Source organism: Candidatus Mycobacterium methanotrophicum (assembly GCF_023515995.1).
In the GTDB taxonomy this organism is placed as follows: domain Bacteria; phylum Actinomycetota; class Actinomycetes; order Mycobacteriales; family Mycobacteriaceae; genus Mycobacterium; species Mycobacterium methanotrophicum.
On record NZ_CP097320.1, the window covers coordinates 1,017,795 to 1,040,481 of the forward strand.

Consider the following 22,687-nt stretch of genomic DNA (forward strand, 5'->3'; position numbering starts at 1 on the left):
CTAGATTCCGGTGTAGGTCAGCGGATCCTCGCGCACTCGGGTGCCGTCGTTGAGCCCGCCCAGCGCGTCCATGTGCTCGTCGGCCAACTCGAAATCAAAGACATCGATGTTGCTTGCGATGCGCTCGGGGTTTGCCGATCGCGGAATCACCACATTGCCCAGCTGCAGACTCCACCGGATCAGCACTTGCGCGGTGGTGCGGCTGTATTCGGCGGCGATCGACGTCACGGTTGGGTGGTCCAGCAACCTGCCGACCGCCAGCGGACTGTAAGCCTCGGTGACGACATGGTGGGCGGCGTTGGCGGCGCGCAACTCGGCCTGGTTGAGCAGCGGGTGCAGCTCGATCTGGTTGACCGCGGGAGTGACGAAGGTCAGATCGATGACCGTCGACAGGTGCTCCTCGGTGAAGTTACACACGCCGATCGAGCGCACATAGCCGTCGCCGCGTGACTGGATCATACCGCCGAAGCTATCCACGTATTTGCCCAATTGTGGTGCCGGCCAGTGGATTAGGTATAGGTCGAGGTAGTCCAGGCCGAGTCGCTCCAGGCTGGCTTTGCAGGCGTTCTGCGAGGAGGCAAAGCCCTGGTCGGCATTGGCCAGCTTGGTGGTGATGAACAGCTCGGCACGGGGGATCCCCGACGCCGCGATAGCCCGGCCTACCGCGGCTTCGTTGGCATACACCGCGGCGGTATCGATCAGCCGATAACCGATTTCCAGCGCCGCCGAGACCGCGCCCTCGGTTTCGGCGTCGGACAATTCGGCAACGCCAAGGCCAATCGCCGGCATCGTGTTCTCGTCATTGAGCGTTACGTTGGGAGTCGCAGGGCCCGACTTGCCCGTCAAGGTCATTCACCTACCTGTGAAGTCGAAAGTTCGTGGATCAGGACCGAGCCGGTTGCCATCGTCGAGCGAAGAGATTGACGCCAGGTCCTTGCTGCTGAGTTCGAAATCGAACACGTCAAAGTTGCTCGCAATCCGCTTAGGGTTCACCGACTTGGGGATCACGATATTACCCAACTGAATATGCCACCTAATCAAAACTTGAGCGGGTGTCCGGTCACAGGCTTCGGCGATCCCGGTAATCGTCGGGTGAGTCAGCAACGATCCTTGCCCGAGCGGCCCCCACGCCTCGGTCGCGATGCTCAGCCGGGCATGCACCTGTCGTAACTCCGTTTGCGGCAGCCGCGGATGCAACTCGACCTGGTTGACGGCCGGAACGATCCCGAGGGCATCGATGAGGACACTGAGGTGCTCGGGTTCGAAATTACTGACCCCGATGGACCGGATCCGGCCCTGGTCACGCAAATGCGCGAACGCCTTGAAGGTGTCGACAAATTTGTTGCGCGCAGGCATGGGCCAGTGCACCAGGTACAAGTCCAGGTAATCCTGGAGAAAATCCCTGCCCAGCCGATCCATGCTGGCGTCGAATGCCGCTAGCGTGCTGTCGTAGCCATGGTCGGCGTTCCACAGTTTGGTAACCAAGTAGAGTTCGTCTCTGGGCACACCGGACTCGGCGACCGCGCGGCCAGTTTCGCGTTCGTTGCCGTACATCGCCGCGGTGTCGATATGGCGGTAACCGGCGCGCAGCGCGGCGCCCACCGCCTGTTCGGTGTCCTCGGGCGGGATCTTGAAAACGCCGAACCCGACGGCCGGGATGCAATTGCCGTCGTTCAGCGTGACTACGGGACTCAAGGGGCTAGCCATGACACGAAGTCTGCCAGGGACACCGGACCTGCAGGTCAAAGCGCTAAGGGCATCCAGAAGCTGGGCGGGTCGGCTGCAGAGTATCGGCATGAAGGCGATTCCCTGGGTGCCGACCGGCGCCGTCCGGTTGCTGGCTGGGGGCCGCTCGGTGACGATCGACGGCAACACCCTGGATCCCACGTTGCAGCTGGCGCTGTCGGGGATGAAGGCGTTCGGCATGAATGGTGTGGTGCAGGATGATGACGTCGCCGCCTCGCGGGCGCAGCTGCGCGAAATGTCCCTTGGATTCGCCGGCCCGCAGGTGCACGTCAGCGTCAGTGACCTGTCGATACCAGGACCGGCCGGGCAGATCGCAGCTCGGCACTATCGCCCGTCGACCACCGAGCCGGCGCCGTTGCTGGTCTTCTACCACGGCGGTGGCTGGACCATCGGGGACTTGGACACCCATGACGCCCTGTGCCGGCTGACCTGCCGCGACGCCGGCGTCCACGTGCTGTCGATCGATTACCGGCTGGCCCCGGAGCACTCGGCGCCGGCCGCCGTCGACGACGCCTACGCGGCGTTTCGATGGGCGCATGAACACGCCGCCGCCCTCGGTGCGATTCCTGGCAAGGTCGCCGTCGGCGGCGACAGCGCCGGCGGCAACCTGGCCGCGGTGGTATCCCAGCTGGCGCGCGACGACGACGATCCCCAGGGCCCTAGGCCGGTATTGCAGTGGCTGCTCTACCCGCGGACCGACTTCACCGCTAAGACCAGGTCGTTGAGCCTGTTCGCCGACGGTTTCGTGCTCACCAAGGCCGATATGGACTGGTTCGAGGTTCAATACCTGGGCGGTTCGGGCGTCGAGCCGACCGATCCGCGGATATCGCCGCTGCTGGCCGACACGCTGGCCGGGCTGCCGCCCACGCTGATCGCGACCGCAGGCTTTGACCCACTGCGTGACGAGGGCGACCAGTACGCGGCGGCGCTGCGTGTTGCCGGGACACCCGTCGACTTGCGCTCGGAAAGGTCGCTGACCCATGGCTTTGCCCGCCTGTTCCCGCTCGGCGGCGGCAGTGCCGTCGCCACCACCGAACTGATTTCGGCGTTGCGGGCGCACCTCAGCCGCGTCTGATCTGAAGTTACCGACGCCGGTACGCTTAGACGCTATCGCCGACCGCGCAACGGCCGGACCAACCGACTCGACGGAGGGTGAGCGAGCCCATGGCCGCCAAAGCCGCCAAAGGAAAACGTCCGGCCACCTACGACCTGAACCCCGCCGGGCGCAGACGCGACCTGCTGGTCAGGATCGGGCTGACCGCGATCGTGATGCTGTTCGCCGTCGTGCTGGTCGGCTACATTGTGACGTCGCATAACAAGAAGACTTCCGGTGCTGAGCGGTCGGTGCGGGTGGCGTCGAGCAAGTTGATCACCCAAGACGGGAAACCCAAGGCGGACGTGGCGTTCTACGAGGACTTCCTCTGCCCGGCCTGCGGGAACTTCGAGCGCACGTTCGGACCGACGGTGTCCAAGCTGATCGACAGCGGCGCCATCGCCGCCGACTACTACATGCTCGGGTTCCTCAGCAGGCCACAGAACGACGACTACTCGTCACGAGCCGCCAATGCGGCCTATTGCGTCGCCGATGAGTCGATCGACGCCTTCCGGCGTTTTCACACCGCCTTGTACACCAAGCAAATACAGCCGTCGGAGACCGGCACCACCTTCCCCGACAATGCGAAACTGATCGAGCTGGCCCGTGAGGCCGGCGTGGCGGGCAAGGTCCCGGACTGCATCAAGGCCGGCAAGTACATCCCGATGGTCGACGGATTGGCCGCGGCCACCGGCATTCACGCCACACCGACCGTCCGAATCAACGGCCAGGACTACCAGTGGTCGACCCCGGAGGCGCTGGTGGCCAAGATCAAAGAGATTGTCGGGGATGTCCCCGGCCTCGACTCGGCCACCCCAGCGGCGTCGTGACCCTCGACGTGTCGGCGCAAGCTGGCGAGCCGGCGCAAGATTCGGCTTCGCCGGCCCGGCATGCCGTGCGGGTATCGCCGGCCAGTGCATGGTGGGTGCTGATCGCCGGGGTAACCGGGCTGATCGCGTCGACCACCCTGACCGTGGAGAAGATCAAACTTCTGCTCAACGCGTCCTACGTGCCGTCGTGCAACGTCAACCCGATTGTGTCGTGCGGTTCAGTGATGACAACGCCACAAGCCTCGGTGCTGGATTTCCCCAACTCGCTCGTCGGTATCGCCGCGTTCACCGTCGTCACGGTTACCGGCGTCTTAGCTATCGCGGAAGTACCGCTGCCCCGGTGGTATTGGGTTGGAATAGCCGCCGGAAGCCTGGCCGGTGCAGGGTTCGTGCACTGGCTGATCTTCCAAAGTCTTTACCGGATCGGGGCATTGTGCCCGTACTGCATGGTGGTGTGGGCAGCCACCATTTCGTTGTCGGTGGTGGTCAGCACGGTTGCCTTCCGACCGGCTGGTGAAGGCCCTGACAACGCAGTGATGCGTGAGCTTTACCGTTGGCGTTGGTCGATTGCCGCGCTCTGGTTCACCGCGGTCTTCCTGCTGATCCTGGCCCGATTCTGGGACTACTGGTCGGCGCTTCTATAGACAGCCAAGGTAGGGTGCGCGCGTGATCTCGAAAGTGTTGGTGGCCAATCGCGGCGAGATCGCGATCCGCGCGTTTCGAGCGGCTTACGAGCTCGGCGTCGGCACTGTCGCCGTCTATCCCTACGAAGACCGAAATTCGATACATCGCCTCAAAGCTGACGAGTCCTATCAGGTCGGCGAGATCGGCCACCCGGTGCGCGCCTATTTGTCGATCGACGAAATCGTCGACACGGCAAGACGTTCCGGCGCCGACGCGGTGTACCCCGGATACGGTTTCTTGTCGGAGAACCCCGAGCTGGCGGCCGCCTGCGCGGAGGTGGGTATCACGTTCGTCGGACCAAGCGCTGAAGTGCTTGAGCTGACGGGCAATAAGTCCCGTGCGATCGCGACCGCGCGCGAGGCCGGTCTTGCCGTACTGGCCTCGTCGGCACCGTCGGCGTCGGTCGATGAGCTGGTGTCCGCCGCCGCGAACATGGAATTCCCGCTCTTCGTCAAGGCGGTTGCCGGAGGCGGAGGTCGCGGAATGCGGCGTGTCAGCGATCCCGCCGCACTGCCCGAGGCCATTGAAGCCGCGAGCCGAGAAGCCGAGTCGGCGTTCGGGGATTCGACGGTCTACCTGGAGCATGCGGTAATCAACCCGCGCCACATCGAAGTTCAGATCCTTGCCGACACACACGGCAACGTGATCCATCTCTACGAGCGGGACTGCAGTGTGCAGCGACGCCACCAGAAAGTCGTCGAGTTGGCGCCAGCTCCCAACCTCCCGGAGGAGTTGCGGGTAAAAATCTGTTCCGACGCAGTGGATTTCGCACGTCACATCGGGTACAGTTGTGCGGGCACGGTGGAATTCCTGCTCGACGAGCGTGGGCAGCACGTCTTCATCGAGATGAATCCGCGGATTCAGGTCGAGCACACCGTGACCGAGGAGATCACCGACGTCGACCTGGTGTCCAGTCAGCTTCGCATTGCCTCCGGTGAGACGCTCGACGATTTGGGGCTGCGGCAGGAGACGATCCGGCCGCACGGTGCGGCGCTGCAGTGCCGCATCACCACCGAAGACCCGGCCAACGGGTTCCGGCCCGACACCGGCCGGATCAGCGCCTACCGCAGTCCGGGCGGGGCGGGCATCCGGTTGGACGGCGGTACGAATCTGGGCGCGGAGATCAGCGCGCATTTTGATTCCATGCTGGTCAAGCTGACCTGCCGGGGCCGCGACTTCCACACGGCGGTGAACCGCGCCCGCCGGGCGATCGCGGAGTTCCGCATCCGTGGCGTGTCGACGAATATCCCCTTCCTGCAAGCGGTCCTGGACGACCCGGACTTCCAGGCCGGCCGCATCACCACCTCGTTCATCGACGAGCGCCCGCAACTGCTCACCGCGCGATCATCGGCCGACCGCGGCACCAAGATCCTCAACTACCTGGCTGACGTGACCGTCAACAAACCACACGGCCCACGAGCGTCGACGGTGTATCCGCGCGACAAGCTGCCCTTTATAGATCCGGCCGATCTGGAGGCCGCGCCACCGCCGGGCTCAAAGCACCGGCTGGCCGAGTTGGGGCCGGCGGGGTTCGCGCGCTGGCTGCGAGAGTCGCCGGCGGTAGGGGTCACCGACACCACGTTCCGCGACGCCCACCAGTCGCTGCTGGCCACCCGGGTGCGTACCAGCGGCCTTATGATGGTCGCCCCCTACCTGGCACGCACCATGCCGCAACTGCTTTCGGTGGAGTGCTGGGGAGGTGCGACGTACGACGTCGCGCTGCGCTTCCTCAAGGAGGACCCGTGGGAGCGGCTGGCCACGCTGCGTGAAGCGATGCCCAACGTCTGTCTGCAGATGCTGCTGCGCGGCCGCAACACGGTTGGCTACGCCCCGTATCCGGAGTTGGTCACGTCGGCGTTCGTGGAGGAGGCGAGCGCCACCGGTATCGACATCTTCCGAATTTTCGACGCTCTGAACAATCTCGAGTCGATGCGCCCGGCGATCGACGCCGTCCGTGAAACAGGCGCTGCGATAGCCGAAGTCGCGATGTGCTACACCGGCGACCTGTCCGACCCGGGTGAGCAGCTCTACACGCTCGATTACTACCTGAAATTGGCCGAGCAGATCGTGGATGCCGGCGCGCATGTGTTGGCCATCAAGGACATGGCCGGACTGCTGCGGCCACAGGCCGCGCGGAAACTGGTCAGTGCGCTGCGCAGCCGCTTCGACTTGCCGGTGCACTTCCACACCCACGACACCCCCGGCGGGCAGCTGGCCAGCTATGTGGCGGCCTGGCATGCGGGCGCCGACGCCGTCGACGGCGCCGCCGCGCCGATGGCGGGAACCACCAGCCAGCCCGCGCTGAGTTCGATCGTCGCCGCCGCCGCGCACACCGAGCGCGACACCGGTTTGTCGCTGTCCGCGGTCTGTGCGTTGGAGCCGTATTGGGAGGCGCTGCGAAAGGTGTATGCGCCCTTCGAATCTGGGTTACCCGGACCAACGGGACGGGTGTATCGCCATGAGATTCCAGGTGGGCAACTGTCGAATTTGCGTCAGCAGGCCATAGCGCTGGGTTTGGGGGACCGGTTCGAGGAGGTGGAAGAGGCTTACGCCGGCGCCGATCGGGTGCTGGGCAGGCTGATCAAAGTCACACCCTCGTCGAAGGTGATAGGCGATTTGGCGCTCGCATTGGTCGGCGCCGGCGTGAGCGCCGACGAATTCGCTTCAGATCCAGGGCGATTCGACATCCCGGAATCAGTGCTGGGGTTTCTGCGGGGCGAGCTGGGCAACCCCGCGGGCGGGTGGCCGGAGCCGCTGCGCACCAAGGCGCTGGCCGGTCGCGGTCCGGCCAGGCCCGTCGAGCAACTGACGCCCGACGACGAGGCCACATTGGCACTCCTGGGAGCGAAACGCCAGGCCACGCTGAACCGACTGCTATTCCCCGGCCCGACAAAGGAATTCGAGGCGCATCGGGACACCTACGGCGACACGTCGCAGCTGTCTGCCAACCAGTTCTTCTATGGCTTGCGGCAAGGCGAAGAACACCGGGTGCAACTGGAACCCGGCGTGGAGCTGCTGATCGGCTTGGAAGCCATCTCGGAGCCCGACGAACGCGGCATGCGCACGGTGATGTGCATAATCAACGGCCAGCTGCGACCAGTCGAGATACGCGACCGCAGTATCGCCAGCAAGATGCCCACCGCGGAGAAGGCCGACCGGGCCAATCCCAACGACGTCGCGGCGCCCTTCGCCGGAGTGGTCACCGTCGGCGTCTCCGTCGGCGACCAAGTGACCGCCGGCCAGACCATCGCCACCATCGAAGCGATGAAAATGGAGGCGCCGATCACCGCGCCCGCCGACGCCACGGTGGAACGGGTGGCGGTGTCCGCTACCGCCCAGGTAGAGGGCGGGGACCTGCTGGTGGTGCTGAGCTGACGCGCATCATCGGCGGCGTCGCCGGGGGGCGGCGCATCGCGGTGCCGCCGCGGGGAACGCGGCCGACCACCGATCGGGCCCGGGAATCGTTGTTCAACATCGTGGCCGCCCGGCGGGATCTCAACGGTATGTCCGTCCTGGATCTTTACGCCGGGTCAGGTGCGCTGGGACTAGAGGCGCTGTCGCGCGGTGCCGCGTCGGCGCTGTTTGTGGAGTCAGACCACCGCGCGGCGGCGGTGCTTGCGCGCAACATCGCGACCCTTGGCCTGCCCGGTGCGACGCTGCGTCGCGGTCTGGTGGGCGCCGTGCTGGCCGCCGGGGCCGCGGCGCCGGTCGACCTGATCGTGGCCGACCCGCCCTACGACGTCGAGGCCGCCGAGATTCACTCCGTTTTGGCCGTTCTGACTAGCCGCGGCTGGACGCGGGAAGGAACGCTCGCCGTTGTGGAGCGCGCCGCCACCAGCCATGCGCTGAGCTGGCCGGCCGGTTGGCACTCCTGGCCGCAGCGGGTTTACGGCGACACCCGTCTGGAGCTGGCCGAATGCTCGTGAACGGCCGTGTACCGTTTTTCGTCGTGAGCGCCGCTCGCCCCCGCAAGCGGGAGGTACCCCCACCTCATCGCTCCACCTTGTTCTGCAGACGGCGCGGGTCATGAGCGGCGCAGTCTGCCCAGGATCGTTCGACCCGGTGACATTGGGCCACATCGATGTCTTCGAACGGGCCGCGGCCCAGTTCGACGAAGTGGTGGTGGCGGTCTTGGCGAACCCCGCCAAGAAAGGCATGTTCGACCTCGACGAGCGGATCGCGATGATCGAGGAGTCGACCACGCATCTGCCAAATCTGCGGGTAGAGGCCGGCGAAGGTCTGGTGGTCGACTTCGCCACTGCACGCGGAATGACGGCCATCGTGAAGGGGCTGCGCACCGGCACCGACTTCGAATACGAGCTGCAGATGGCGCAAATGAACAAACACGTCGCCGGCGTCGACACCTTCTTCGTGGCAACCACGCCTCGGTATTCGTTCGTCTCGTCGTCGCTGGCCAAGGAGGTCGCGATGCTCGGCGGCAACGTCTCCGAGCTGTTGCCCGAGCCGGTGAATCGTCGGCTCGCCGAAAAATTGCGCGAGGCCGGGCCCCCCCGTAGCTGACGCCGCCAGCGCGACCGTGCGGAGGTCACGGCCGCGCTGCCGGTTATGTGGTCAGCTCTCGGCGAGTGCGCTGTGCAGCGACTGCTTCGCCTCGTTGATCGCGGTCAAGACCTTGCTACGCGCCTCGACCAATGCCTGCTTCTGCTCATCTGTGCCCCTCCACATGATGGTCCGCGCGAGTCCGGCCAGCTCGACAAGTCCCCACCGGATCTTCATGTAGTCAGCGAACTTCGCGATCTGGGCAAGCATCGCGTGGGTGCCCTCACTGCTGACGCCCTTCCATGCCAGCAGGCTTGTTCCCCGCTCGGTCAAGGTAGCTACCCCGTTGTCGACCGTGACAAAGCCGCGGAAAGCCAACCGGGCAATCGCGAACTCGACGAGCTGCTGCGGAGGCGTCATAGCACCGCCCGTCGCGTCAGCGACACGCGCCACGATCTGCTCTGCGTTCGCTGGGCCCTCGAGCAGCAATGCGGCGGTGCCCATGACCACCCGCTTGCCGCGTCGAGCAAAGCCCTGACCGCCAAAGCCCTGACCGCCGCCCCAGCCGTGGCCGCCGCCCCAGCCGTGGCCGCCGCCGCAGCCGTGGCCGCCGCCCCAGCCGTGGCCGCCGCCCCAGCCGTGGCCGCCACCGCAGCCGTGATCGCCCCAGCCCTGACCGCCGCCCCAGCCGGGTCCACCGGAACCAGGTCCGCCCCAGCCGGGTCCACCGAAGCCGGGCTCGCCCCAGCCGGGTCCACCAGAATATCCATCACCGAACACTCTTGTTCTCCTTGTCATCAACGGCGACCGGCCAATCCGGGCGCCACTTGCATACCTAGCTCCTTGATACGCGGGATACCGATACATTTCAATGAGCTTGATATAAAGCCCGATCGGCGGGTCGAGATTTTATCGGGGCGCGCCGGCCGATTGGGGCCGCGGGGCAGGCGATCCATGTCAGCATGTGTGAGATGAGCGACATCGAGGATCAAACGCTGGGTTTTCTGCTCCGTCGGCTGATGGCGCGATTGCGACCCGAGGCGGCAACGGCGTTGCGACCGCTCGGGCTCGGGCTGCCGGAGTTCATCTGCTTGCGCATTCTCGAGACGTATCCTGGCCGCACCAGCGCCGACCTTGCCCGCCACACGCACGTCACGGCCCAAGCGATGAACCTGGTTTTGCACGAGCTGGAAAGCATGGGCGCGGTAACCCGTCCGGAAACGGCACCGTCGGGCCGTGCATTGCCCGCTCAGCTCACCCGCAAGGGCAAGACGCTGCTCAAGCGGGCGGAAGCGGCCGTCCGGACTGCCGAGGACAAGATATTGGCGCACCTGAGCCCGGCTGAACGACGCCAGCTCAAACGATTGCTGTATCGGGCGGGCGACCGGCCCGCCGAAGACGCGGCGACGAGTGCGTCTCCCAGGCGCAGCCCCGTAAGACAGAAGTAACGTCGCATACTGAGCGTCGGAGTGGGTACCTGATGGGTTGAAGTCCTGGTCGGCAAGAAAAGGAGAGCGCAGGTGAAATACATTGCGTTGGAGGAGGCGTTCTCGGTTCCCGGGATCGCCGATCCCATGCCTCAATTGTCGGTGCGGGCAACGCCTTACGCCGAGCAATGGCTGCGCAAGCTGCCCGACTTCACCGAGTACCGACTACCGGAGATGGACGCAACCGGCATCGACATCCAAGTGTTGTCGCTCACCGTTCCTGGTTTGCAGGTCGACGTCGACGCCGACACCGCACGGAACAACGGCCGACGCGCCAACGACTACTTGGCCGAAGTGGTGCATGAGCACCCGACTCGGTTCCGCGGCTTTGCCGCACTTCCGCTACAGGACCCGAATGCGGCGGTCGCCGAACTGAATCGCTGTGTCGCCGAGTTTGGATTCTGCGGCGCGCTGGTCAATGATCGTCTAGGCGGTCACTACCTCGACGAGCCGATGTACGAGCCGCTGTGGGAAGCGTTGGGGTCCTTGGGCGTTCCGCTGTATTTGCATCCGGGGGCTCCACCGGCAGATCGGTGGCAGGTGCTCAGCGGTCATCCCGAACTCTATGGGGCAATGTGGAGTTGGGCCGCCGAAGTCGCTGGGCACGCGCTGCGGATCTTGTGCAGCGGCGTGTTTGACCGGCATCCGTCGGCGACGCTGATTCTCGGTCACATGGGTGAGTTTTTGCCGTACCAACGAAGCCGCTTGGATTCTCGCTACGCGACCACGAATCCCGACTATCGACTGCAGCGACCGCCGTCGGCCTACCTGGGTACCAACATCGTCTTCACCACCAGCGGTGTCTTCTCCCCGGCGGCCCTTGCCGGTGCCGTGCTGGAAGTCGGGGCCGATGCCATCATGTTTTCCGTCGACTATCCTTACGAGTCCTCCCGGGAGGCCGTCGACGGGTTCGAGCGGACAACGCTGAGCCCAACCGACCGCGCAAAGATCGCGCACGGCAACGCCGAACGCATCCTCAAGATCTGAGCGACGGCGATCACCGCAGGAGGCCGGCAGCCATGCCCACAGCGGATCCAACTGATGTACCCGAAGCCGCAGCCAACCTGATTGCGCTGCTGGCCGACGAGGGGGTTTCGCACTTCTTCATCAACCCCGGCACCGATTCGGCTCCGTTGCAGGAGGCGTTGGCGGCGGCGCGTGCGACCGGCAATCCCACGCCGCAGGCGGTGCTGTGTCTGCACGAAAGCGTCGCGCTGGCGGCGGCCATCGGTCACCACATGATCAGTGGCAGCAAGAGCAACTTGACCAGCAGGCCGTCATGCGGGCATACGGGAAATGGCATATGGAAGTGCCTCGGGGCCGCGAGCTGCCCCTCATCGTGCGTCGCGCTTTCCAGGTCGCGCAGTCCAGCCCGACTGGCCCCGCCTACGTCATGCTGCCGCGAGAAGCCCTGATGGAGCCCGGCGCCGGTGCATTGCCGCGGCGACTGAATCCGGCTGTGCCGCCCGGGCCGGATCCGGTTGCGCTGGATCGGCTTGCGGCGATACTGGTCGCCGCAGCCCGGGTCGTCATCATCACGTCGCGGACAGCCGCCGACCCGGCCAGCGTGCTCGTGCTGGCGCGGATCGCTGAGTTGCTGGGTGCGCCCGTGATTGATCAGGGTGATCGGGCAAATGCGGTACTGCTGCTGGATTCCGAAGTCCCTTGGGTGCCGGCGCAATTGGCACCGCCCGACGATGCGCGCGTGGTGCAAATCGACATCGATCCGGTGAAGGCGAGCATGCCGCTGTGGTCCTACCCGGTCGAGGTCGCGCTGACCGCCGATACCCGCGTAGCGTTGCCGCTACTGGAGCAAACGTTACTGCGGCTGTCCACCGGTGAGCGGCAACAGAAGTGGACCGCGCGCCGACGGGAGGTCGAAGCAGAGATCACCCAACTGCGTCACGAGGCTAGCCGCAAGGCCACATCCGACCGGCCGGGCGATGCACCCGACGCCATGCTGGCCGCGCTGGGCCGCGCGCTGCCCGAGGACGCCGTGCTCGTCCAGGAGGCGGTGACCAACCGGCCGGCTGTCGGCCGACAGGTGCCTCGACAACCCGGACGCCTCTTCGACACCGGCGCACCGGCACTGGGCTGGGCGCTCGGAGGCGCCCTCGGAGTCAAACTGGCCCGGCCGGAGGCGCCGGTCGTAGCAGTATGCGGCGACGGCTCGTTCAACTTCGGTGTGCCGACGGCTGCGCTGTGGTCCGCCCATCGCTACGGCGCCCCATTCGTGACGGTCGTTTTGAACAACCAAGCTCCCGGTAATGGACTTGTATCCCAACGGATTTTCCATGCAGGGCAGCGACTTTCCCGAGACCCAACTCAGCCCCGACACCGATTACGCCGCGCTGGCGACGGCATGCGGAGGTGCTGGGCAGATTGTGCATACGCCGGAAGGTATGGACAACGCCATCCGATGGGCGCTTGCCGAGGTCGAGCAAGGTCGTTGCGCGGTTGTCGACGTTCGCCTGCCGCGACCGTGACGACGTTCCGCGCGCAGCGCCTAGAAAACGACGGTCTGGTTGTCGTGCACGATGACGCGGTCTTGGCAGTGCCAGAGCACGGCGCGGGAAAGCACCGCCCGCTCGACGTCGGCGCCGACGCGCACGAGGTCGTCAATGGTGTGGGTGTGGTTGACGCGCACGACGTCTTGCTCGATGATGGGCCCTTCGTCGAGCACCTCGGTGACGTAATGGGCCGTTGCGCCAACCAGTTTGACGCCGCGTTCCCGCGCCCGCTTATAGGGCGCTGCGCCGGTGAAGGCGGGAAGGAACGAGTGATGAATGTTGATCAGCGGACAGCCGACTGCGTCGAGAAACTCGGGAGTGACTACCTGCATATAGCGCGCCAGCACCACCAAATCGACGTTGCCGGCTAGTAATTGAAGCTGACGCTGTTCGGCTTCGGCGCGAGTGTCGCGGGTAGCGGAGATATGTACGAAAGGCACAGCGAAGGGCCGTACGTGCTCGGCTAGGTGGGGATGGTTGGCTATCACCATGGCTATTGATATGGGAAGTTCACCGCGACGATTGCGCCACAACAGATCTAGCAAGCAGTGATCTTCCTTGGAAGCCATAATCGCGACGCGCTTCGGCTTAGCAGCCTCGGTGAAGCGATAATCGATATCGAATTTGTCGGCCACGGTGGCCGCGAACTCGCGTTCCAGCCCGTCGATCGCCGCTGTTAGCCCGGGCAGATGAAAGATCGCGCGCTGCAGAAACGTTCCGCCCTCAGGTGCGGTGGAATGCTGATCCAGGGAAATGATGTTGGCGCCGGCCCGGGCGAGGAAGTTGCTGACCGCGGCGATCAGGCCCGGCCGGTCGTGGCAGCGAAGCAGCAGCCGGCCGATATCGGCCGGCGGGCGTGGCCCGCCGGGTGGTGGCAGGTAGCTATCGGGCTGCGGCTGCGCGGAGGGCGTTGTCATGGCCCCTTCACCAGTAAGTCTCAACGTGACGATGACGGCGATTTGCCGCCCCGCGGGCCAGGATAGCCCCGCTTTAGCGGTGCCCGTGATTGTGATCGTGACATTCATCGCGGGCGTCGGGGGAACCGCCCATCATGCGCAGCATCGGGACGCCGTTGCTAGCAACGAAACGGATCACCAGCAGCGTCGCGATAACCAGGAAGACGATGTTGAGCCAAGTCGTGTAGTTCCATGAGATGCCAGCGCGCATCACCGTTGCGCGCCGCTGCGAAGGAATCAGATTTGTTGCGCCGAAGATCAATTCGACAAGGTAACCGGCTGTGATCATCGCGGCATAAAACGTGCCGAGCAACCTCAGCATCATCGTGGTGCCGTAGTACTTCCGGTAAATGTTCAGAACAGGAATGATCAACAGGTCGGCGAAGAGAAACGCGACGACGCCGCCGAAACTGATGCCGCCGTTCCACAGCACCGCGGCCAACGGCACATTGCCGATCGAGCAGACGAACGAGGCGATCGCCACGATGGGGCCGACGATCGGTCCCCAGATCGCCGACAAAACTGGATGATCAGTAAAAAAGAAGTGCCGCCAGAACGATTCGGGCGCCCAGGCCGCAATGGTACCCGCGATCAACAGCCCGAGGATCAGGTCGCGAAGGATCGCGGTCCACTCCATGACAAACACATGTGCGACCGAGGTGAAGCCCTCCCGGGAAAACAACCGTCGCCAAAACGAACCCTCGCCTTGAACCGACATGTCCATGGCGGCATGGCCTTCCATCGAGCCGGCCAGCCCTCGATCAGCCTGCCGGCGGGCGACGTCAATGAGTCGCGAGCGCACAAAAAGCCGGAACAGCACCGCCAGCACCACGATCATCAGTGGGCCCCCGACGAACTCCGCCGCAGTGAACTGCCAGCCCATCAGCACAGCCAGGATGATGCCCAACTCCACCACCAGATTGGTCGAACCGAATTCGAAGGCCATGGCCGCGGTGAAATTGGCGCCCTTGCGGAACAACGACCGGGCCAAGGCCACCGCCGCATACGAGCACGACGAGGACGCGGCGCCCAGCCCCGCCGCGACGGCCAGGGTGCGCGGACGATCGTCACCTAGCAGAGCCACGATGGTCGATCGGCGCACGACCGCCTGCACCACAGCCGACAGCGCGAAACCCAGAATCAACGCCCACAAGATCTCCCATGTCATCGACCCAGCGAGCACCAACGCATGCCCGACCGCTCGCACCGCTTCGGTTACCACCAGACCCTCCAATTCGGCCGTCCGTCCGCCTTGGCTCCGTCAATATACCCCAAGGGGGTATAGCGTCAATCGGAAGATCACGTTCATGCGCCCGTCCATGATTGCCGTGAATTCGCCCGACCCGACATAATGGCGCCAAGTGTGCAGGTAAGTGGCGCAGGTCCGCCCGCTTAATGGCCGACACACCGCGCCGGCAACCCAATCACAAGCGCAACACCAGGCACACTAGTAACAACAACGATGCCGGAGGGGTGTTGCCGTGTACCGAGTTTTTGAGGCGCTCGACGAGCTGGGCGCCATTGTCGAAGAAGCTCGTGGTGTGCCGATGACCGCGGGCTGCGTGGTCCCCCGCGGCGACGTGCTCGAGTTGATCGACGACATCAAGGACGCGATCCCGGGCGAGCTGGATGACGCCCAGGACGTGCTCGACGCCCGAGACTCGCTGTTGCACGAGGCCAAGGCCCACGCCGATTCCGTCATGTCCTCGGCGAATACCGAGTCGGAGTCATTGCTCAACCACGCCCGTAGCGAGGCCGACCGGATGGTGGCCGAGGCCAAGGCGCAGGCCGACCGGATGGTGGGCGAGGCGCGCCAGCACAGCGAACGGATGGTTTCCGAGGCGCGGGAGGAATCGGTCCGTATCGCGGCAGCCGCGAAACGCGAGTACGAAGCCACCACTGGCCGGGCCAAGTCCGAGTGCGACCGGCTTATCGAAAACGGCAACATCTCCTACGAAAAGGCCGTGCAAGAAGGCATCAAAGAACAGCAACGCCTGGTCTCGGCGACCGAGGTCCTGGAATCGGCCAAAGCCGAGGCCACTCGGCTCATCGACGCGGCACACGCCGAAGCCGACCGGCTGCGCGGTGAATGCGACATCTACGTCGACGGCAAGCTGGCCGAGTTCGAGGAACACCTCAATAGCACGCTGCGCTCGGTGAACCGCGGCCGTCATCAGCTACGGACGGCGGCAGGCGTGCACGACTACGCGCAGCGGTAGCCGTTGCTGCCGGCTGGCACCAGGAGGGGCAGCGCCGCCCGTAGGATTGCGGGTATGGCCCGGCAGCACAGCCAAACAGCGCACCCGCGTCGGGGCTCGCCGCTAGCCGTTAACATCGCGCGGCTGCGACGGCGCCCGGGCGCAATGTTTCTCCTGCACGACGTGCTGCCCAGTCCGTCGCGCATCGGGGTGGAACTGATCGGGATCCAGGCCGGCGCGCCGTTAGAGCTCGATTTGCGAGTCGAATCAGTGTCCGAAGGCGTGTTGGTGACCGGGACGCTGGCCGCACCCACCGCCGGGGAATGCTCCCGCTGCCTAGCACCACTGCACGGGCGCGTCGAAGTCGACCTGACTGAATTGTTTGCCTATCCGGACACCCTCACCGATGCCACCACCGAGGAAGACGAGGTCGGTCGAGTCGTCGGCGACTTCGTCGATCTCGAGCAGCCGATCATCGACGCGGTGGGGCTGGGACTACCGTTCTCGCCGGTGTGCCGGGCAGACTGCCCCGGGCTGTGCCCGCGGTGCGGCGTCGCGCTGGCCGCCGCCAAACCCAGTCATCACCATGATGAGACCGACCCGCGTTGGGCCAAGCTGGGCGCAATGTTGCGGCCCGACGACGACGGGGCCCGGCGTGAGTGAGCTGCTCGACGCGCTCGGCGTCGAGCTGCCCGATGGGTTGCTGACCTTGGCGCTGACCCACCGCAGCTACGCCTACGAAAACGGAGGTCTGCCCACCAACGAGCGTTTGGAGTTTCTCGGCGACGCAGTTCTGGGCCTGACCGTCACCGATGAGCTGTTCCACCGCCACCCGGACCGCCCGGAGGGCGACCTGGCCAAACTGCGCGCCAGCGTGGTCAACACGCAGGCGCTGGCCGAAGTCGCGCGAAACCTGACCGCGGACGGCCTTGGCGCGCATCTGCTATTGGGCCGCGGCGAGATCAACACCGGCGGGTCCGACAAATCCAGCATCCTGGCGGACGGCGTGGAATCGCTGCTGGGAGCGATCTACGTGCATCACGGGATGGACAGCGCGCGGGAGGTGATCCTGCGGTTGTTCGGTCCGCTGTTGGACGCCGCGCCCACGCTGGGCGCCGGGCTGGACTGGAAGACCAGCCTGCAGGAGCTGACCGCGTCCCGCGGCCTGGGAGCGCCGTCGTATCAGGTCAGCTCGACTGGACCCGACCATCACAAGGAGTTCACTGCGGTCGTGAAGGTCGCTGACACCGACTACGGGTCGGGTGTGGGCCGGTCCAAGAAAGAAGCCGAGCAGCATGCCGCCGCAGCGGCGTGGAAAACGCTGAGCGTCCTCGACAGCGCGTGACCTGAGTTTTCTTCCGATGCCCGAACTACCCGAGGTCGAGGTGGTGCGGCGCGGCTTGCAGGCTCATGTGGTGGGCCGAACGATCACCGCCGTCCGCGTGCATCACCCCCGCGCGGTGCGCCGCCACGAGGCCGGCCCCGCTGACCTGACCGCGCGGCTGCTGGATGCCCGGATCACGGGTACCGACCGCCGCGGGAAATACCTGTGGCTCACGCTCGACGACGGCGAGTGCGCGCTCGTGGTGCACCTCGGCATGAGCGGCCAGATGCTCCTCGGAACGGTGCCGAACTCCAACCACCTGCGTATCGCGGCCGTCCTCGACGACGGGACAACGCTGAGCTTCGTGGACCAGCGCACGTTCGGCGGGTGGCTACTGGCCGACCTCGTCGATGTGGGCGGCAGCGTTGTGGCGGCGTCGGTCGCCCACCTGGCGCGTGATCTGCTGGACCCGCGATTCGACACCGACGCAGTAGTAAACGTGTTGCGGCGCAAGCACTCCGAGATCAAACGCCAGCTGCTCGACCAGACGGTGGTGTCCGGGATCGGCAACATCTACGCCGACGAAGCCTTGTGGCGGGCCAAAGTGAACGGGGCCCGGCTCGCCGACAGCTTGGCCCGCAAGCAGCTAACGGCAGTGCTGGACGCGGCCGCGGACGTGATGCGCGACGCATTGGCCCAGGGCGGCACGTCATTCGATTCGCTGTATGTCAACGTCAACGGCCAATCCGGCCACTTCGCCCGGTCTCTGGATGTCTACGGCCGCGAAGGCAAACACTGCCGTCGCTGCGGCGCGGTGATCCGCCGGGAGAAGTTCATGAACCGCTCGTCGTTCTACTGCCCGCGGTGTCAGCCACGGCCGCGGCGGTGACGCCTCGAGATCGACGCTGGCGCCGCGTCGGGTCGGATTTTTGGCACTGGCGTCGATCTCGGCGTTCGGCGCGACCGGGTAGATTCGGCGCGACCGGGTAAAAAAGAACCCATGACGGAACTGTGGGTGGACCGCACCGGGGCGCGTCGTTACACCGGACGCAGCGCGCGGGGCGCGCAGGTACTCGTCGGCTCCGAGGACGTCGACGGCGTATTCACCCCGGGCGAGCTGATGAAGATCGCCCTCGCCGCCTGTAGCGGGATGGCCAGCGACCTGCCATTGACCCGTCGCCTCGGCGACGATTACCAGGCGACAGTGCGGGTGTCCGGCGCGGCTGACCGCGAGCAAGAGCGTTATCCGTTGCTGCAGGAGACCCTCGAGATCGACCTGTCAGGCCTGAGCGACACCGAGAAGGCACGGGTGCGCACCGTCGTCGAGCGCGCGATCGACCAGGTGTGCACGGTGGGGCGCACCCTCAAATCCGGTACCACAGTCACTTTCGAGGTCGCCGATGTCTCAGGAAACCCAGCCTGACGTCCGGCTCACCGCATGGGTGCACGGCCGCGTGCAGGGCGTCGGCTTTCGTTGGTGGACCCGTAGCCGTGCGCTGGAGTTGGGTCTGACCGGATATGCGGCCAACCGGCCCGACGGGCGGGTGCAGGTCGTCGCGCAGGGTTCCCGTGACGCCTGTGAACAGCTGTTGCGCCTGGTGCGGAGCGGAAAAACACCGGGCCACGTCGACAACGTAGTTGTCGATTGGTCGCCGCGCGGCGAACCGATCACGGGCTTCAGCGAAAGGTAGTCTGGCACGCCGTGTACCTCAAGAGCCTGACGCTGAAGGGCTTCAAATCCTTCGCCTCGCCGACGACTCTGCGGTTTGAGCCGGGCATCACCGCAGTGGTCGGCCCCAACGGGTCGGGCAAGTCCAACGTGGTGGACGCGCTGGCCTGGGTGATGGGGGAGCAGGGCGCCAAAACGCTGCGCGGCGGCAAGATGGAAGACGTCATCTTCGCCGGGACGTCGTCGCGGGCCCCGCTGGGCCGCGCCGAGGTCACCGTCACGATCGACAACTCGGACAACGCGTTGCCGATCGAGTACTCCGAGGTGTCGATCACCCGCCGGATGTTCCGCGACGGCGCCAGCGAATACGAAATCAACGGCAGTAGTTGCCGTTTGATGGATGTCCAGGAGCTACTGAGCGACTCCGGCATCGGCCGGGAAATGCATGTCATCGTCGGCCAGGGCAAGCTGAACGAGATCCTCGAATCGCGGCCGGAGGATCGTCGGGCGTTCATCGAGGAAGCCGCCGGTGTGCTCAAACACCGCAAGCGCAAAGAAAAAGCCGTTCGCAAGCTGGAGGCGATGTCGGCCAACCTGGCCCGGCTCAGCGATCTGACCACCGAACTGCGCCGCCAGCTCAAACCGCTGGGCCGTCAAGCCGAAATGGCGCAGCGGGCCGCACGAATCCAGGCCGACCTGCGCGACGCCCGGCTGCGGCTGGCCGCCGACGACGTGGTCACCCGGCAGGCCGAACTCAACGACACCAACCAGGCCGAGGCGGCGCTGCGCCGCGAACACGACGAGGCCTCGGCCCGCATGACAGCGGCATCCGACGAGCTGGCCGCGCAGGAAGCCGCACTGACCCGCCTATCGGAGCGAGCCGAATCAGTTCAGCAGACCTGGTTTGGGTTGTCGGCGTTGGCCGAGCGGGTGAGCGCGACCGTGCGCATCGCCAGCGAGCGGGCGCAACACCTGGACGTCGAGCCGGCCACAACCGGCGGCCCGGACCCCGACGCGTTGGAAGCCGAGGCCCAACAAGTCGCCGCCGCCGAGCAGCAGCTGCTGGCCGAGCTGGCGGCCACCCGCACCCGGCTTGACGCCGCACGAACCGAGCTGGCCGAGCGCGAGCGTGCCGCCGCCGAAGCCGAACAGACGCACGTCGCGGCGGTGCAAGCAGAGGCCGACCGCCGCGAGGGGCTGGCCCGGCTGGCCGGCCAGGTGGAGACCATGCGGGCGCGCGTCGAGTCGATCGATGACAGCGTGGCCAAGTTGTCCGAGCGCATCGAGGACGCCGCCGCTCGCGCCCACGAAGCGCAGGCGGAGTTCGAAACGGTGCAGGGTCGCGTCGGTGAACTCGACCAAGGTGAAGTCGGCCTCGACGAGCACCACGACCGGATGGTGGCGGCGTTGCGACTGGCCGACGAACGGGTCGCCGAGCTGCAAGCCGCTGAGCGTGGCGCCGAACGCGAGGTGGCTTCGCTGCGAGCCCGGATCGAGGCGTTGTCGACAACGCTCGAGCGCAAGGACGGGGCGGACTGGCTCAGCCGAAACCGCAGTGGGGCGGGCCTTTTCGGTTCGCTCGCAAAGCTGGTCAACGTGGCTTCGGGTTATGAAGCTGCGCTGGCCGCGGTCCTCGGCGCGGCCGCCGATGCGCTGGCCGCCGACAGCTTCAGCGCGGCCGCCTCGGCGGTCGCCGCGCTGAAGCAGGCCGACGGCGGCCGCGCGGCAATCGTGCTCAGCGACTGGCCGGCCACCCAGGACCCCGCGCAGACGACGACGGGCGCTCTGCCCGACGGCGCGCGCTGGGCGCTGGACCTCGTCGAGGCTCCAGCGCGGCTGCGCGGCGCGATGATCGCCATGCTCTCCGGCGTCGCGGTGGTCGGCAATCTGGACGTGGCGATGGATCTGGTGGCCGCCCGCCCACGGCTGCGCGCGGTCACGCTCGACGGCGACCTGGTCGGCGCCGGCTGGGTCAGCGGGGGTTCTGACCGCAAACCGTCGACGCTGGAGATCACCTCCGAAATCACCAAGGCGCGCACCGAACTGGCCGCAGCCGAGACGCAGGTCAGCCAACTCGCCGCGGTGTTGTCCGGCGCGCTGAGCGAGCAGACCGCGCGCCAAGACTCCGCCGAGCAGGCGTTGGCCGCCCTCAACGAATCCGACGCCGCGATTTCGGCGGTCTACGAGCAGCTTGGTCGGCTCGGCCAAGACGCCCGCGCCGCCGAGGATGAGTGGCGCCGGCTGCTGCGTCAGCGCGAGGAATTAGAGGCCGGGCGCGCCGAAACGCTGGCCCAACTCAGCGAGCTCGAAACCCGGTTGCGCAACGTTGAACAGACCCAGCACGTCCAGGCCGAACCCAGTCCTGCGCAGGCCCGCCAACAAATCGCCGGGGCGGCCGAGACGGCCCGCGGGGTTGAGGTGGAAGCCCGGTTGGCGGTGCGCACCGCCGAGGAGCGCGCCAATGCCGGTCGTGGACGGGCAGATTCGCTGCGTCGCGCGGCCGCCGCGGAGCGGGAGGCGAGGTTGCGTGTCCAGCAGGCCCGCGCCGCACGTGAGCATGCGGCCGCAGTGGCCGCGTCAGTGGCCGAGGCGGGGAGGCGGCTTGCCGGTCGGTTGAATCAGGTCGTCGCAGCCGCGTCGCACAACCGCGACATGCTCGCCGCCGAACGTCAACAACGGTCCGCCGCCATGGCGGCCGTTCGCGAAGAGGTCAACGCGCTGGGCACCCGGATCGCCGCGCTCACCGAGTCGCTTCACCGTGACGAGGTGGCCAAGGCCCAGGCGGCGCTGCGGATCGAGCAGCTTGAGCAGATGGTGCTCGAGCAGTTCGGCATGGCGATAGACGACCTCGTCGCCGAATACGGGCCGGACGTCCCGCTGCCGCCGACCGAGCTTGAACTCGCCGAATACGAGCAGGCCCGTGAGCGCGGCGAGCAGGTGATCGCGCCGGCGCCCATGGCCTATGACCGGGCCACCCAAGAGCGTCGCGCCAAACGCGCCGAACGAGAGCTGGCCGAGCTGGGCCGGGTCAACCCGTTGGCACTCGAGGAGTTCGCGGCGCTGGAGGAGCGCTACAACTTCCTGTCTACCCAACTCGAGGACGTCAAGGCCGCGCGCAAGGACCTTCTTGATGTCGTTGCCGATGTCGACGCCCGCATCCTGCAGGTGTTCGCCGACGCCTACGCCGACGTGGAACGCGAATTCCAAGGAGTGTTCGCGGCCCTGTTCCCCGGCGGGGAGGGCCGCTTGCGGCTTACCGATCCCGACGACATGCTGACCACCGGCATCGAGGTGGAAGCTCGTCCGCCCGGTAAGAAAGTCAAGCGGCTATCGCTGCTGTCCGGTGGGGAAAAGGCGCTGACCGCGGTCGCGATGCTGGTGGCGATCTTCCGGGCGCGCCCGTCGCCGTTCTACATCATGGACGAGGTGGAAGCGGCGCTCGACGACATGAACCTGCACCGGCTGCTCGGTCTGTTCGAACAGCTGAGAACTCAGTCGCAGCTGATCGTCATCACCCACCAGAAGCCCACGATGGAGGTCGCCGACGCGCTGTACGGCGTGACGATGCGCGACGACGGCATCACCGCGGTGATCTCCCAGCGGATGCGCGGCCAGCAGGTCGACCAGCTGGTGGCGGCCGGCTCCAGCATCGACTAGCGTCGCGCCACCGGGGGGCTGCGACGGTCACGT

The 22,687-nt window shown here is 66.1% G+C and carries 22 protein-coding genes and 1 pseudogene; 18 read left to right on the forward strand and 5 right to left on the reverse strand.

Annotated features, from left to right (window positions below):
• Together M5I08_RS05505 and M5I08_RS05510 are read right to left on the reverse strand one after the other, a co-directional pair.
• Positions 1 to 846, reverse strand: coding sequence for an aldo/keto reductase (locus M5I08_RS05505; protein WP_219067221.1), 846 nt, complete (start codon positions 844 to 846; stop codon positions 1 to 3).
• 6 nt (positions 847 to 852) lie between these two features.
• Positions 853 to 1,695, reverse strand: a complete 843-nt coding sequence (locus tag M5I08_RS05510; RefSeq protein ID WP_370328617.1) for an aldo/keto reductase — start codon at positions 1,693 to 1,695, stop codon at positions 853 to 855.
• Between the two features lie 10 nt (positions 1,696 to 1,705).
• Between M5I08_RS05510 and M5I08_RS05515 the strand changes: the two genes are divergently transcribed.
• The 6 genes from M5I08_RS05515 to coaD all read left to right on the forward strand — a co-directional run bounded on the left by M5I08_RS05515 (position 1,706) and on the right by coaD (position 8,874).
• Complete coding sequence (locus M5I08_RS05515) at positions 1,706 to 2,821, forward strand: alpha/beta hydrolase (RefSeq protein ID WP_219067183.1); 1,116 nt, start codon at positions 1,706 to 1,708, stop codon at positions 2,819 to 2,821.
• Positions 2,822 to 2,910: 89 nt separating this feature from the next.
• Entirely contained in the window at positions 2,911 to 3,669 is a 759-nt protein-coding gene (locus tag M5I08_RS05520; protein ID WP_219067182.1) for a DsbA family protein, read from the forward strand.
• On the forward strand, positions 3,666 to 4,313 hold the full coding sequence (locus M5I08_RS05525) for a vitamin K epoxide reductase family protein (protein ID WP_219067181.1): 648 nt from the start codon (positions 3,666 to 3,668) through the stop codon (positions 4,311 to 4,313). The genes M5I08_RS05520 and M5I08_RS05525 overlap by 4 nt, the downstream gene beginning before the upstream one ends.
• Before the next feature lie 22 nt (positions 4,314 to 4,335).
• Positions 4,336 to 7,728 carry a pyruvate carboxylase gene (locus M5I08_RS05530; protein ID WP_219067180.1) on the forward strand — a complete coding sequence of 1,131 codons (3,393 nt, stop codon included), beginning with the start codon at positions 4,336 to 4,338 and terminating at the stop codon, positions 7,726 to 7,728.
• Positions 7,725 to 8,279 (forward strand): 16S rRNA (guanine(966)-N(2))-methyltransferase RsmD, encoded by a 555-nt coding sequence (rsmD, locus tag M5I08_RS05535; protein ID WP_219067220.1) that lies wholly within the window; start codon positions 7,725 to 7,727, stop codon positions 8,277 to 8,279. The genes M5I08_RS05530 and rsmD overlap by 4 nt, the downstream gene beginning before the upstream one ends.
• 100 nt (positions 8,280 to 8,379) lie before the next feature.
• On the forward strand, positions 8,380 to 8,874 hold the full coding sequence (gene coaD, locus M5I08_RS05540; RefSeq protein ID WP_219067179.1) for a pantetheine-phosphate adenylyltransferase: 495 nt from the start codon (positions 8,380 to 8,382) through the stop codon (positions 8,872 to 8,874).
• 51 nt (positions 8,875 to 8,925) lie between these two features.
• On the opposite strand, the gene M5I08_RS05545 is transcribed toward coaD, so the two are convergent.
• Positions 8,926 to 9,633 (reverse strand): hypothetical protein, encoded by a 708-nt coding sequence (locus M5I08_RS05545; RefSeq protein WP_249763146.1) that lies wholly within the window; start codon positions 9,631 to 9,633, stop codon positions 8,926 to 8,928.
• Positions 9,634 to 9,824: 191 nt separating this feature from the next.
• On the opposite strand from M5I08_RS05545, the gene M5I08_RS05550 reads away from it, so the two are divergent.
• The 5 genes and pseudogenes from M5I08_RS05550 to M5I08_RS05570 all read left to right on the forward strand — a co-directional run bounded on the left by M5I08_RS05550 (position 9,825) and on the right by M5I08_RS05570 (position 12,826).
• The gene (locus M5I08_RS05550) at positions 9,825 to 10,301 is read left to right on the forward strand and encodes a MarR family winged helix-turn-helix transcriptional regulator (protein WP_219067178.1); all 477 of its coding nucleotides are present in this window, start codon (positions 9,825 to 9,827) and stop codon (positions 10,299 to 10,301) included.
• A gap of 72 nt (positions 10,302 to 10,373) precedes the next feature.
• The gene (locus M5I08_RS05555) at positions 10,374 to 11,327 is read left to right on the forward strand and encodes an amidohydrolase family protein (protein ID WP_219067177.1); all 954 of its coding nucleotides are present in this window, start codon (positions 10,374 to 10,376) and stop codon (positions 11,325 to 11,327) included.
• Between the two features lie 32 nt (positions 11,328 to 11,359).
• Positions 11,360 to 11,755: a thiamine pyrophosphate-binding protein gene (locus M5I08_RS26125; protein WP_256469590.1), complete on the forward strand. Its 396-nt coding sequence runs from the start codon at positions 11,360 to 11,362 to the stop codon at positions 11,753 to 11,755.
• Positions 11,756 to 12,297: 542 nt separating this feature from the next.
• A pseudogene (locus M5I08_RS26130) lies at positions 12,298 to 12,591 on the forward strand (thiamine pyrophosphate-dependent enzyme); the annotation flags it as partial.
• Positions 12,592 to 12,607: 16 nt separating this feature from the next.
• Positions 12,608 to 12,826, forward strand: a complete 219-nt coding sequence (locus M5I08_RS05570) for a thiamine pyrophosphate-dependent enzyme (RefSeq protein WP_249763470.1) — start codon at positions 12,608 to 12,610, stop codon at positions 12,824 to 12,826.
• Between the two features lie 20 nt (positions 12,827 to 12,846).
• Here the strand turns inward: M5I08_RS05570 and purU are convergent, their stop codons facing one another.
• Both purU and M5I08_RS05580 read right to left on the reverse strand, forming a co-directional pair.
• Positions 12,847 to 13,767 (reverse strand): formyltetrahydrofolate deformylase, encoded by a 921-nt coding sequence (purU, locus tag M5I08_RS05575; RefSeq protein ID WP_219067176.1) that lies wholly within the window; start codon positions 13,765 to 13,767, stop codon positions 12,847 to 12,849.
• Positions 13,768 to 13,840: 73 nt separating this feature from the next.
• Complete coding sequence (locus tag M5I08_RS05580) at positions 13,841 to 14,974, reverse strand: permease (RefSeq protein WP_249763300.1); 1,134 nt, start codon at positions 14,972 to 14,974, stop codon at positions 13,841 to 13,843.
• Positions 14,975 to 15,287: 313 nt separating this feature from the next.
• On the opposite strand from M5I08_RS05580, the gene sepIVA reads away from it, so the two are divergent.
• From sepIVA to smc, 7 genes are all read left to right on the forward strand, one after another.
• Complete coding sequence (sepIVA, locus tag M5I08_RS05585) at positions 15,288 to 16,025, forward strand: cell division protein SepIVA (protein ID WP_219067174.1); 738 nt, start codon at positions 15,288 to 15,290, stop codon at positions 16,023 to 16,025.
• Between the two features lie 54 nt (positions 16,026 to 16,079).
• Entirely contained in the window at positions 16,080 to 16,667 is a 588-nt protein-coding gene (locus tag M5I08_RS05590) for a YceD family protein (RefSeq protein ID WP_219067173.1), read from the forward strand.
• Positions 16,660 to 17,349, forward strand: a complete 690-nt coding sequence (rnc, locus tag M5I08_RS05595; RefSeq protein ID WP_249763147.1) for a ribonuclease III — start codon at positions 16,660 to 16,662, stop codon at positions 17,347 to 17,349. Before M5I08_RS05590 ends, rnc begins: the two co-directional genes overlap by 8 nt.
• 16 nt (positions 17,350 to 17,365) lie before the next feature.
• Positions 17,366 to 18,217, forward strand: coding sequence for a DNA-formamidopyrimidine glycosylase (gene mutM / locus M5I08_RS05600; protein ID WP_219067172.1), 852 nt, complete (start codon positions 17,366 to 17,368; stop codon positions 18,215 to 18,217).
• Positions 18,218 to 18,328: 111 nt separating this feature from the next.
• On the forward strand, positions 18,329 to 18,751 hold the full coding sequence (locus M5I08_RS05605) for an OsmC family protein (RefSeq protein ID WP_219067171.1): 423 nt from the start codon (positions 18,329 to 18,331) through the stop codon (positions 18,749 to 18,751).
• Entirely contained in the window at positions 18,729 to 19,019 is a 291-nt protein-coding gene (locus M5I08_RS05610; RefSeq protein ID WP_219067170.1) for an acylphosphatase, read from the forward strand. The genes M5I08_RS05605 and M5I08_RS05610 overlap by 23 nt, the downstream gene beginning before the upstream one ends.
• Before the next feature lie 11 nt (positions 19,020 to 19,030).
• On the forward strand, positions 19,031 to 22,654 hold the full coding sequence (smc, locus tag M5I08_RS05615; protein ID WP_219067169.1) for a chromosome segregation protein SMC: 3,624 nt from the start codon (positions 19,031 to 19,033) through the stop codon (positions 22,652 to 22,654).
• Positions 22,655 to 22,687: the final 33 nt, after the last annotated feature.

Coding starts and splice junctions, on each gene's coding strand:
- M5I08_RS05515 (WP_219067183.1), top strand. CDS start 1,706: ATGACACGAAGTCTGCCAGGGACACCGGACCTGCAGGTCAAAGCGCTA.
- M5I08_RS05520 (WP_219067182.1), top strand. CDS start 2,911: ATGGCCGCCAAAGCCGCCAAAGGAAAACGTCCGGCCACCTACGACCTG.
- coaD (WP_219067179.1), top strand. CDS start 8,380: ATGAGCGGCGCAGTCTGCCCAGGATCGTTCGACCCGGTGACATTGGGC.
- M5I08_RS05550 (WP_219067178.1), top strand. CDS start 9,825: ATGAGCGACATCGAGGATCAAACGCTGGGTTTTCTGCTCCGTCGGCTG.
- M5I08_RS26125 (WP_256469590.1), top strand. CDS start 11,360: ATGCCCACAGCGGATCCAACTGATGTACCCGAAGCCGCAGCCAACCTG.
- M5I08_RS05570 (WP_249763470.1), top strand. CDS start 12,608: ATGGACTTGTATCCCAACGGATTTTCCATGCAGGGCAGCGACTTTCCC.
- purU (WP_219067176.1), bottom strand. CDS start 13,767: ATGACAACGCCCTCCGCGCAGCCGCAGCCCGATAGCTACCTGCCACCA.
- M5I08_RS05580 (WP_249763300.1), bottom strand. CDS start 14,974: ATGACATGGGAGATCTTGTGGGCGTTGATTCTGGGTTTCGCGCTGTCG.
- M5I08_RS05590 (WP_219067173.1), top strand. CDS start 16,080: ATGGCCCGGCAGCACAGCCAAACAGCGCACCCGCGTCGGGGCTCGCCG.
- mutM (WP_219067172.1), top strand. CDS start 17,366: ATGCCCGAACTACCCGAGGTCGAGGTGGTGCGGCGCGGCTTGCAGGCT.
- M5I08_RS05605 (WP_219067171.1), top strand. CDS start 18,329: ATGACGGAACTGTGGGTGGACCGCACCGGGGCGCGTCGTTACACCGGA.
- M5I08_RS05610 (WP_219067170.1), top strand. CDS start 18,729: ATGTCTCAGGAAACCCAGCCTGACGTCCGGCTCACCGCATGGGTGCAC.